Annotated in this window: 11 protein-coding genes; 2 read left to right on the top strand and 9 right to left on the bottom strand. The window is 54.2% G+C overall.

Features of this window, described 5'->3' with window-relative positions; genetic code table 11:
• Positions 1–172: 172 nt before the first annotated feature.
• Positions 173–898 (bottom strand): rRNA pseudouridine synthase, encoded by a 726-nt coding sequence (locus EKL30_RS12870; protein ID WP_126707619.1) that lies wholly within the window; start codon positions 896–898, stop codon positions 173–175.
• Between the two features lie 5 nt (positions 899–903).
• Positions 904–1,977, bottom strand: coding sequence for a DUF6817 domain-containing protein (locus EKL30_RS12865; protein ID WP_126707618.1), 1,074 nt, complete (start codon positions 1,975–1,977; stop codon positions 904–906).
• Between the two features lie 203 nt (positions 1,978–2,180).
• Between EKL30_RS12865 and EKL30_RS12860 the strand changes: the two genes are divergently transcribed.
• A complete protein-coding gene (locus EKL30_RS12860) occupies positions 2,181–3,002 on the top strand; it encodes a MetQ/NlpA family ABC transporter substrate-binding protein (protein WP_126707617.1) in 822 nt (273 codons plus the stop codon).
• 87 nt (positions 3,003–3,089) lie between these two features.
• Here EKL30_RS12860 and EKL30_RS12855 read toward each other — a convergent pair whose 3' ends face one another.
• The 6 genes from EKL30_RS12855 to EKL30_RS12830 all read right to left on the bottom strand — a co-directional run bounded on the left by EKL30_RS12855 (position 3,090) and on the right by EKL30_RS12830 (position 8,660).
• On the bottom strand, positions 3,090–3,980 hold the full coding sequence (locus tag EKL30_RS12855; RefSeq protein ID WP_126707616.1) for a pirin family protein: 891 nt from the start codon (positions 3,978–3,980) through the stop codon (positions 3,090–3,092).
• Positions 3,981–4,108: 128 nt separating this feature from the next.
• Positions 4,109–5,023 (bottom strand): phosphorylase, encoded by a 915-nt coding sequence (locus EKL30_RS12850; protein ID WP_126707615.1) that lies wholly within the window; start codon positions 5,021–5,023, stop codon positions 4,109–4,111.
• A gap of 97 nt (positions 5,024–5,120) precedes the next feature.
• Positions 5,121–5,765, bottom strand: a complete 645-nt coding sequence (locus EKL30_RS12845) for an ABC-type transport auxiliary lipoprotein family protein (protein WP_126707614.1) — start codon at positions 5,763–5,765, stop codon at positions 5,121–5,123.
• Complete coding sequence (locus EKL30_RS12840) at positions 5,762–6,700, bottom strand: MlaD family protein (RefSeq protein WP_126707613.1); 939 nt, start codon at positions 6,698–6,700, stop codon at positions 5,762–5,764. Before EKL30_RS12840 ends, EKL30_RS12845 begins: the two co-directional genes overlap by 4 nt.
• A complete protein-coding gene (locus EKL30_RS12835) occupies positions 6,700–7,506 on the bottom strand; it encodes an ABC transporter ATP-binding protein (protein WP_255414687.1) in 807 nt (268 codons plus the stop codon). The genes EKL30_RS12840 and EKL30_RS12835 overlap by 1 nt, the downstream gene beginning before the upstream one ends.
• A complete protein-coding gene (locus EKL30_RS12830) occupies positions 7,503–8,660 on the bottom strand; it encodes an ABC transporter permease (protein WP_199748560.1) in 1,158 nt (385 codons plus the stop codon). Before EKL30_RS12830 ends, EKL30_RS12835 begins: the two co-directional genes overlap by 4 nt.
• A 402-nt stretch (positions 8,661–9,062) precedes the next feature.
• Between EKL30_RS12830 and EKL30_RS12825 the strand changes: the two genes are divergently transcribed.
• Positions 9,063–9,305: a hypothetical protein gene (locus EKL30_RS12825; protein ID WP_126707611.1), complete on the top strand. Its 243-nt coding sequence runs from the start codon at positions 9,063–9,065 to the stop codon at positions 9,303–9,305.
• A gap of 44 nt (positions 9,306–9,349) precedes the next feature.
• Here EKL30_RS12825 and EKL30_RS12820 read toward each other — a convergent pair whose 3' ends face one another.
• Positions 9,350–10,066, bottom strand: coding sequence for an alpha/beta fold hydrolase (locus EKL30_RS12820; protein WP_126707610.1), 717 nt, complete (start codon positions 10,064–10,066; stop codon positions 9,350–9,352).
• Positions 10,067–10,181 lie beyond the last annotated feature (115 nt).

Here is a 10,181-nt window from a genome sequence, read left to right as displayed (position 1 = left end):
GTCAGCGCCGCGAGTTCGCGGACGCCCCGCAATGGCCCGGTAATGCGGGCAGCGCTGGCGAAGCCAGGGCCGGGCGAATCTAGCGCACCCAGCCCCAGGCACGACGGCTCTTAAGAAACCCGAGAACAAACCCGCGAACAAACACTAAATAATGCCGGGCCCTTTTGCGGTCCTAAAATCGCTCATATCCCAACAGATAACGCCACTGTCCTGGTGCAAGCCCCGCCATAGGCAAGCGCCCAATACGTAAGCGCTTCATGCTCTTGACGGTGAGGCCCACCTGCCGGCAGATGTCCTTGATCAGTCCTTCAGGCGGATTCTTCAACGCGAAACGTAGATGGGTCTCGTTCTGCCAGCTGACCTTGGCGGGCGGCAACGGAGCCCCCCGCCACGACAAACCATGATTCAGCAGCTTCAGCCCGTCGGCCGCGATGCCGCCCGCCACCTCAACCACATATTCTTGTTCAATTCTGGACGCGTCCTGAACCAGCTTGCGCTCAATGCCATGGTCCTGGGTAAAGACAATCAAACCGCTGGCGTCGGCTGCTAACGGCATGAGAAGATTTACACCACGCAGGTCGACCTTCACGAAACGCCGCCCCGAACGGTCGTCCGGCGCCTGATTCTGCGGCGTGATCAGGTCGATTGCAGGCCGAACACCCGCAGCCGCGCCATAGCCTGCAGGCTTGTGCAGCAATATGGTTGCAGGCTTGCGGTCCTCTGCTCGTGCATTTTCCGCTAGTTCGACGATCTGATGAAGCTCGATGCGATATCCGGGCTCTTCGACTAACTGGCCATCCACCCTGACCCAGCCCCCTTCAATATAGTTCTCGGCTTCCCGCCGTGAGCAGGAAAACTGGGCGGCAATATATTTGCTTAAGCGTATGGTTTCGGTCATCGCGCCTACTCTACCAGACCGAGGCCATTCAAGGCGCCCAGACTGTCCGGCCACTGACGAGCGCGTGCGTTTTGCAACAGGATGCGCGCCCATGCTACCCATCCGCTCCATTCGATGCGCTTGTCCCATCCTGTGCCCCAGGCCTGCAATGCCTGCAAACCGGCTAAAGCCTGACTTTCCGCTGTGGCAAAGTCGCCTTGGGTTAATGCCAATTGAGCCCGCAAGAGACGCGGCTCGCCCACCCAAGGGTTGTGCTCAATAGCAGCGTCGAGCAAGTGTTGCGCCGTCTGGTCTTCGGTCAGTGGGTGCATACGTGTGACAACCTGCCAGTACAAGGCGGCGGCGGTCGCTTCATCCTTGGCGTCAATGACGCGCTTGCCATGATCAAAAGCGGTTGGAACCGGGATCCCGGTGTCACCGGGAAGCGAATGCAAGGCGTGCACCAAGCGCGACAACATGTGCAGAATGTTTGCAGGCGGCTTCAGGGGGCCAGGCCACAATGACGCCGCCCAATGCGGCGCCAGTTCGCGGCGTTGCTGATAAGGATAACCGGCAAAGATTTCATCCTGCCAGCTATGCCATTGTTCGCCCACGTCGGCAACCGTTACCACGATAAACGCCGCGACCTGCCTGGGAGTCAATCGAAACGTTTGTCCCTTATCGTCGGCCAGCACCAAGCCATCGGCGCCCGTCCCTTGACCATCAAGGATGGCTTGGACAAATCGGGTTCGCGGCATGGCGCAAAACAGGCTGACCCACGATTCGGCTTCTTCACCCAAGGCATTGCGCAACGTGCCGCGTTCGCCTTCGCGATCGAATAACGTCAAGTTGACATACTCATTACCGTAAACGCTGTGAAACAAGCCCAAGAGTCGAATTTCGCGAGGTTGGTTCCATAAAACCAGGCTGCGGTATACCCCCAGCAAATGGTGCTTGAATGTGCCGGCCTTGTGCCAGGCCTCGCTGGCGCTGCGTTCAAAAAGCAGGTTTAACAACGCGGGCAAGTCGGGATCAATCGCGGTGTGGTTATCTGCCAATAGGGCCAGCGTGTGGGGATGTAGGTCAGGTGTAGAAGACATTTATGCAGGCTTTGAAACGTAATAACGCTAGCGCAATAAGCTAGTACCTACCATGTTAATCCCAAATCTATATTACTTCCTGTAATAAACATATAGGCGAAACGACTTTTTGAATTTAGGGTTTATACCTAAAATGTTATCGTCGAACATCAGCAGCGATTATCGTGTCTGCTCTACTTTGCTTTTTTCTTCGAAGATTCCATATGCAAAAATCCCCGCGCCGCCCGTTTCAACCATTGCGTCAATCATTGGCCGCCGCATCGATATCCCTGGGCTTACTCGTCGCTCCGGCATTGGCCGCCGACAAACCGCTGCACGTCGGTGTCACTGCCGGACCCCATGCGCAGATTGGCGACGTCGCCAAACAGGTTGCGGAGAAAGCCGGATTACCCGTCAAGCTGACCGAATTCAGCGATTTCATACAGCCCAACGCTGCGCTAGATGCCGGCGATCTGGACCTGAATATCTATCAGCACCGTCCTTTCCTTGAGTCTCAGAACAGCGCACGCGGATACAAGCTGGTGCCGGTGGCAAGTGCTGTCGTCCAGCAGATGGGTATTTACTCTCGCAAGCACAAAGCCATTGCCGACCTTCCTCAAGGCGGCCGCATTGCTATTCCGAACGATCCCACGAATGGCGCCCGCGCCCTTCTGGTGTTGCAAGCCGCGAAATTAATCAAACTTAAAGATGGCGTTACCGCCAAAGCGTCCTTGTTTGATATTGTCGAAAATCCGAAAAAACTAAAATTTGTCGAGATAGAAGCGGCCCAACTGCCGCACTCACTAAGCGACGTTGACGCGGCGGCAGTGAACTCGGCCTACGCCATACCAGCTGGCCTTTCTCCCGCAAAGGATTCTTTAGCGCTGGAAAGCCAGGACGCCGAATTTGCGGTAGTCGTGATGGCGGCTCGCCAAGATAATAAAGACGATCCGCGTATCGCCCAATTTATCAAGGCGTATCAATCGGAAGAAGTTAAACAATTCATCGAAAAGACCTTCCCTGGCGCCTATACCACGGCCTGGTAATCAACGAGGAAACGTTCCCGGCACCCGCGCGGTTTTCAAGAGCGCGGGCGCGAGATCGGGTTCGTACCCACTTGATTCCAATACAGCCTAGCCGATTTGGTGAAACTTGCCGGCCTGAAAATCGGCAACTGCCTGATACAGCTCCTGGGTGGTATTCATAACAAAGGGACCATGCTGAGCGATAGGCTCGTTTAGCGGTTCGCCTGCAATCAATAATGCCCGGGCAGGTCCCTGGGCACGGACAACCACCCCATCAGCTTCGGTCTCATTTCCCAGTATGGCCATACGTTGAGACGCGACCGATTGATCATCGATCTGCACCTCTCCGCGATACACATAAATAAAGGCATTTGACGAGGCGGGCAAACGTTGTTCGAATGAACCCGGCCCTTCGAAGTGAATATCGATATACAGAGGGTTGGTGATGTCACGCTGCACGGCGCCCGCCAAGCCATGGCTGCTGCCCGCAATAACACGGGCTACAACGCCATTATCAAGATGTAGTTCCGGGATGTCCTGGCTTTGAATATCGCGGTAGCGAGGATTCGTCATTTTGTCTTTGGCGGGCAGATTCAGCCATAGCTGAAAGCCCTCCATGCGGCCCTGCTCTTGCTCGGGTAGCTCTGAATGCACAAGCCCTCGGCCAGCGGTCATCCATTGCACGCCTCCGTTTTGCAACAAACCCTCGTTACCGGCGCTATCTCGATGGCGCATGCGCCCCGCGATCATGTAGGTTACCGTTTCGAAACCGCGGTGAGGATGGTCGGGGAAGCCGCCAATATAGTCGTCGGGATTGTCCGTCCCGAAGTTGTCGAGCATCAGGAAAGGATCGAGCCGCTGTTGCAAGTTCGACGTCAGCACCCGTGTCAATTTGACGCCAGCACCGTCCGAAGTTGCAGTGCCTTTCACCACGCTTTCCACGCTGCGCGAGCGATTCACATTTTCAGCTTGTGCAGTAAAGGTCGTATAAGGTTTCATGAGAACTCCAGTGAACGATTAATAATTCATTATAAATATCAATCATTCTGGCGATAAGCAGTCAGAAACGAGACCTATTGTCCTATTTTTGTATCCGATCTAGTCTCCCGTAATGCGTTAGTGAAACTCTACTGCCGCCGCCGCAAAGCCTCGGGCTGCGTTGTCGTTGTAGCAACATAGGCCGCCTTGGATAGAACCTCTAGCGGGCCTACCTTGCGTACGATATCAACTTGATCCCTATTTCGCACATACAGCGAGCCGCCATATGAAAGCGCGTTAACCGACACGTCGTAAGCATGTTCGCAGCTGCGCGGAACGACTAGCATCCAGCCATTGTCGGCAAGAAAATTAAACGGTGGCAACAGGCCGCTGTCGTCGGGCAGTAAATCGAGTTGCTGACAGGCCGCCGTAAAAGCCTTGAGCAAACTTGAAGCCGAAGTGCTTACCATTGTGCCAAGGCCACACTGGACCCGGATAAATAAATGCTTTACAGGCAACTGAGGGTGAATCGCCATGGCCTGTTCCGATAAACCTGCGGGCAGGCCCGGCACGAAGAATCGTAGGTTGGCATTTCCCTGCATCGCTGGGATCCATTGCAAATGCTTGTGTCGTTGACTGGCGCCGGCCTCTGCCCCGCCGTTGTAGAATCCGACACCGCCAGAACCGGACATGACATAGGATATTGCCGCGAAGTCTGACAGCGTAAGCGGAGCGCGCTGTTCCTCAAAGAGACGCCGTGCCAAAACCAAATGGCGATCACATACCGGAAACTTGTTCAGGATGGCCACATGGTGATCGCCCACTGCACCTATCGTGAGGGCGGGATCCGGCGAAAGAAACGGATTGAAGTCGGGATCGCGCGGACCGCCGGGCAAGGAAACTTTTTCGCCGTCTTTTGCAGATAATGATGAAACCCAACGCACGACGAAGGGCAAGCCCTCGTCGCTGATTTCGGTTTGCTCGGCGTTGATGGGTTGTAGAGCCCCCGAATGTCGCGCATCGGCGCTGCGCAGGTCAACGGATTGCATGAAAGCAGTGGTCATGTCGCCCCTTTTCTAATTAATTTTAATTTTCTTCAGTTGTCATCCAGAGATATTCCAACCAAGACGATCCTTACTCATTGTAGGTTACACCACCACCCTATTTCTTTGTCGTGGCGGAACCCGCCCCTTGTTGGCTTACCCACTGCATAAGCTGAACCGACAACTGATCAATGGCAATTTCAAACGCGGCAATAACTTTAGGCACTTCCGTTCCATCGACTGCCTGACGAACTTCAAAACTACGTGCGGAAATAATACGATTGTTCACGTCACGGGTCAGTGTGGCATCAAGCCTAATCCGCACCACCGGAGCGTCGTTTACGTACTCCACCTGAAATGCGATCAGATCGCCGCCTAATTCGTAGTCGGCCTGTCCGTTACTGACGTCTGTGCTGACAGAAGCCAGCGCGCCGCTTGCGCGAAATGCAGCAGCCAAATAGTTTCTAAGCAGAACAGGGGCCGGGTCGCCCCAGCGCGCTCCGCTATATGCGCTGACCCGATTCGCCTCGGGGAGTACCAGCACGCGCATGCTATCAATGACCTGGCTGCTGTAGGGGGTCGCAATACGCAGGCTCCAGGCCAGAGGATGAGATTGAGTCTTTCTTTCTATCGATGGCGCCTGGAGCTGATATACGGTAAGTGTTTCGGGTTTCGGTAAGATGGAACATGCCGATATCACGGCTAGCGCCGCAATAAGTAAGCAACGATAAATAGTAGTGCGTGCCGATAAGGGACGGATCATGGCTCAAACTCCTGTATCTTTTGTCGGCCCAGTAGATAGTTGGACGGGTTATCCTGAAGACGTCGGGTGACGGCCCTCATGGAAGCGAGCGTATTGCGCAGTTCCTGCAAGGCAGGGCCCAGCTCTCCGAACCCGTGCAAACCACGTCCCAATGCTCCTTTATGATCTTCAAGCAATTTGTTGAGACCGACGCTGGATTTTTCCAATGCGGCAATGGCGCGCCGCGCGCTGTTCAAGGTCTCGGCGCCCTGCTTCTGTACCAGGCTATCGGTATTGGCCATCAAGCTGCTTGCGTGCTTGAATGCGGCGCTAGCGTCCTTGCTGGTGGCAGTCAAGGTTTGAAGTAATGTTTCCATGTCGCCGCCCCGATCGGCAATAGAATTAGTAAGCTGTTCGATATTCTGCAAGGTTTTGCTTAAACGCTGTGCATTCTCGGATGACAAGAACATATTGGCGTTCAGGACGAGCTCGGTAATATTCGACATGAGGTTATCGCTATTCGCCAGTAATTGGGAGATTGGCGAAGGCGTTGCGACAATTATCGGGTCTTCATCTTTTTTTGCTTGCAGTAGCGGACTTTCCGGAGTGCCACCGCTAAGTCCGATCTCCGATACACCGGTAATACCCGTCAGCACCAAACGCGCGCGCGTGTCTTCTTTTATGGGAATACTGCCGTCAATGCTAATACGCGCCAACACCCTGTTCGGATTTGCGGGGTCAAGCGACAGGCTAACCACATCGCCAATCTTGATCCCACTGTACTGGACCGCGGCGCCTCTCGATAGGCCCCGGACGGGTTCATTGAAAAGGACAACGTAATGACGCTGCCCAACGTCGCTGCTGGACTTCCCCAGCCACAAGACAAACAACACTGCAGCCGTCGTAATGAGGACCGTAAATAGTCCGATCAATATATGATGTGCGCGTGGTTCCATTATTTCATCCCCTTGGCCTGTTGATGGGCGTACGCAGCGGCACGCCCCCTCGGCCCATGAAAGTAGTCCTGTACCCAAGGGTCTTGCGTCGTTTCAACGACGCCAAGCCGGTCGGCGACCAGGACTCGTTTATCCGATAAGACGGCCACCCGATCGCAAATGGTGTAAAGCGTGTCAAGGTCGTGTGTGACCAGAAATACGGTCAGACCCAGCGCATCGCGCAGCGTAATAATCAGCTGATCGAATGCACCGGCGCCGATAGGATCAAGTCCAGCTGTCGGCTCATCGAGAAACAGAATCGCAGGATCGAGCGCCAACGCACGAGCCAAAGCCGCACGCTTAATCATGCCTCCGGACAGGGAAGCCGGATATTGCGACCCTGCGGCGGCAGGAAGACCGGCCAAGGCTATCTTAAGCCCCGCCAAGTGCTCGGCATCTGCCCTGCTAAGCCCGGCGTGCTCGATTAGCGGCATGGCGACGTTTTCGGTTACCGTCAATGAAGAAAACAGCGCACCGCGCTGGAACAATACACCGAACCGGCTTTCCACCTGCGTACGTTTCGTCGGCGCAAGCGTAAGCAAATTCTCGTTAAAAATGTGTACCGTTCCCTCGACTGGCCTTTGCAGCCCGACAATCGAGCGCAACAAGACAGATTTCCCCGTGCCTGACCCGCCGACTACACCGAGCACTTCTCCTTGATAAACATCAAGATTCAGTTGCTGATGTACGGTATGGGAACCAAAGCGATTAGTCAGTCCCTGAACCCTGACGATAGCGGTATCCCAGGATTGCGCGGCCTGTATCACCAGCCCATCTCCATAAAGAAAAGAGCGGCAAGAGCATCCAGCATGATCACGATAAAAATCGACTGCACCACGGCCGAGGTCGTGTGTTCACCTACTGACTGTGCGCTGCCACTGACCTTGAATCCTTCAAGGCATCCGATAATAGCGATGACATAGGCGAATAAGGGGGCCTTGATCATGCCAACGATAAAGTGACGTAACTCGATGTCCTGGTGCATCAAGGTAAGAAACATGACGGGCGGAATATCGAGCGCCAGTGCGCACACCATTGCCCCCCCTGCTATTCCCGAGATCATTCCTACGAACGTCAGAAGCGGCATCGAAATAAGCATTGCCACCACCCGTGGCAAGACCAACAGATCGATCGGACTTAGCCCCATCATTCTGATAGCGTCGATCTCCTCGTTGGCCTTCATGGAGCCAATTTGCGCGGTGAATGCGCTGGCGGTTCTCCCGGCCATCAGAATGGCGGTCAGCAAAACGGCGAATTCACGAAGAAAGGAAAAGGCGACCAGATTAACCGTATAAACACTGGCGCCGAAATCCGCCAGGATCGTCGCGCCTAGAAAGGCGACGACCGCGCCTACCATGAAGGTCAACAACACAATGATAGGCACGGCATTCAAGCCGGTTTCCTGGATCAAGGCCACCACTGAAGTGATACGCCAGCCAGTGGGGCGCAACATCGCTCGCGCCAAGGCCTCCAGCGTGAGGCCCATGAAACCCAGTAAGGCGACCACCTGTCGCCAAATGCCCTCGACAGAGGAGCCAATATGGGCCAAAACTTCTTTAGTAGATGATGTGACGACGACGGTGTCGTCGGTGGGAGTCGATTTGGAATCGGAAATCGTCTGGAGTAAAGCCCGGCGTTCGGCTGACAGCGATGCGCTGGATTTCGAAAGCTCTGCAGTTAGGGTAGTTCCTAGTAACTCGAGTAGTTGTGAAGCGCCTGCGGTATCTAGCGCCTTTAAACTGGAAAACTCAATATAGGCTTTTCGCAAGGTCGCTTCGTCCATGCCTGCCGTGCGGAAGCGAGCCAGGTCATGTCTTAGCGCTACATAATTTGCAAGAGTCCAATTGCCCTGCACCGCTAATTTCGGCGGCGTAACAGAGGAGTCCCAGCTTAGAAACGAAGATTGAATGTCAAGCGTCATTGGTCGGGGCATCCGGGCCGGATTTAGGCTAGTTTAACCTTGAGAGCTATCAGCCATCATACCGTTCAGACGTCCGGGACGTGTTTTTGGCGGTGACATTCCGTGACGAAATTATGAGTATCTCTTAAATATTGCAACGGAATGCACGGGAGGGTTAACCCTTCCGATTTATTGTTACAATGCATTTAATCTGATTGTAATAATCCTAATCCCTAATTCGAACAATAGTGCCGATATGTGTCCGTTGCTTAAGCGATCTATAGGACGCCCAGCTACTAGACTGCAACATACAAACATATACTTCACGATGCTTAACTAAGCGATGCATGCCTGAAACGGGGCAGCTTTTAAAATCCGTAGTAAGCAACTCAATTATCTGCTTGCCGAAACGCGAGAATTATTGTGTCAAACAAGTTACAACAACACAGCACAACGTGGCAGTTATTGCCTAACGGGAACGTCTTGCATCGCTGCGGCCTCGAACTGGAAAGCGATGGAAGCAGTTGGCAAATGACACCTGCCTCGGGGGTCGATTTTGCCATCTTCACCAGAATGGAACGCGGACTAAGTGCTCAAGAGGCCAAAGAACTTGCCGATCTACTGATCTTGCAAGGTGCCACCTGGGCGACCAGTGGCCTCCACTAAAGCGTCGTCGTAAACCGGCACACCATGCTTGTCTCGTTATAACTTCACAGGTTTCCCAATAAAATATCCGCGACCAAATCCGGATTCGTAATGTGGACTTCGTGGGGCGCGTCAATATCCAGCCATTTCCACCCCGGCAGCGATCGCACCAATTTGCGCGATTCCTCGAGCAAAGGATGCGATGGCGCCGTGCAATACAGGTAGGTCCGGGGGCAATCATTGCCTATAGGATTCTTCAGCTCCAAGCTCGTCGTATAACTAGCAAGCGGATGCGGAGTAAGCCGGCGGGCGACCCAATCGTGTTCCGCCGTACCCGGTTTCAAGCCCCATACTGCCGGGATTCGGTTGGGCACAGGAACTGCCAATCCTCCGGTAGCGCTGAAAGCCGCGGCAATGCGCGCATCGGCATCGGCTTTCGGATAGCTGGAAAATGCGCTCTTACCGCTTTCCAGGACGACCGCATCAAGATACACAAGGTGCGTAATGCGTTCCGGAATCCTGTCTGCCACACCGGTGATCGGTATGCCTCCGAAGCTATGGCCTACAAGTGTCACATCGCTTAATTCTTCGCTGCATATTAGCTGCACCAGATCATCGATAAACGTATCGATCGTGATGCCTTCGCGCAAAAGATGCGCCCGGTCTCCCATGCCGGTAAAGCTGGGGGTAAACACCCGATGTCCGGCCGAAAGCAGTCGATCGGCCACTGGACGCCAGCACCACCCACCATGCCAGGATCCGTGCGCAAGCACATAGTTCATAAGAATCCCTCAATGTTCGATTCCAATTAATGGATATGCCCGGCTTCCGGACAATGGTTGATCTAAATCTTATACTGTGCCAGCTTACAATCCAGCTCAATGTCCTTTCAACTTC

It is taken from the genome of Candidimonas sp. SYP-B2681, assembly GCF_003971065.1.
Lineage (GTDB): Bacteria > Pseudomonadota > Gammaproteobacteria > Burkholderiales > Burkholderiaceae_B > Pollutimonas.
The sequence above is the reverse complement of the archived record's forward strand: the minus strand, read 5'-3'. Positions and strand labels throughout refer to the sequence as shown.

Coding starts and splice junctions, on each gene's coding strand:
- EKL30_RS12870 (WP_126707619.1), bottom strand. CDS start 898: ATGACCGAAACCATACGCTTAAGCAAATATATTGCCGCCCAGTTTTCC.
- EKL30_RS12845 (WP_126707614.1), bottom strand. CDS start 5,765: ATGATCCGTCCCTTATCGGCACGCACTACTATTTATCGTTGCTTACTT.
- EKL30_RS12865 (WP_126707618.1), bottom strand. CDS start 1,977: ATGTCTTCTACACCTGACCTACATCCCCACACGCTGGCCCTATTGGCA.
- EKL30_RS12840 (WP_126707613.1), bottom strand. CDS start 6,700: ATGGAACCACGCGCACATCATATATTGATCGGACTATTTACGGTCCTC.
- EKL30_RS12855 (WP_126707616.1), bottom strand. CDS start 3,980: ATGAAACCTTATACGACCTTTACTGCACAAGCTGAAAATGTGAATCGC.
- EKL30_RS12830 (WP_199748560.1), bottom strand. CDS start 8,660: ATGACGCTTGACATTCAATCTTCGTTTCTAAGCTGGGACTCCTCTGTT.
- EKL30_RS12820 (WP_126707610.1), bottom strand. CDS start 10,066: ATGAACTATGTGCTTGCGCACGGATCCTGGCATGGTGGGTGGTGCTGG.
- EKL30_RS12850 (WP_126707615.1), bottom strand. CDS start 5,023: ATGACCACTGCTTTCATGCAATCCGTTGACCTGCGCAGCGCCGATGCG.
- EKL30_RS12860 (WP_126707617.1), top strand. CDS start 2,181: ATGCAAAAATCCCCGCGCCGCCCGTTTCAACCATTGCGTCAATCATTG.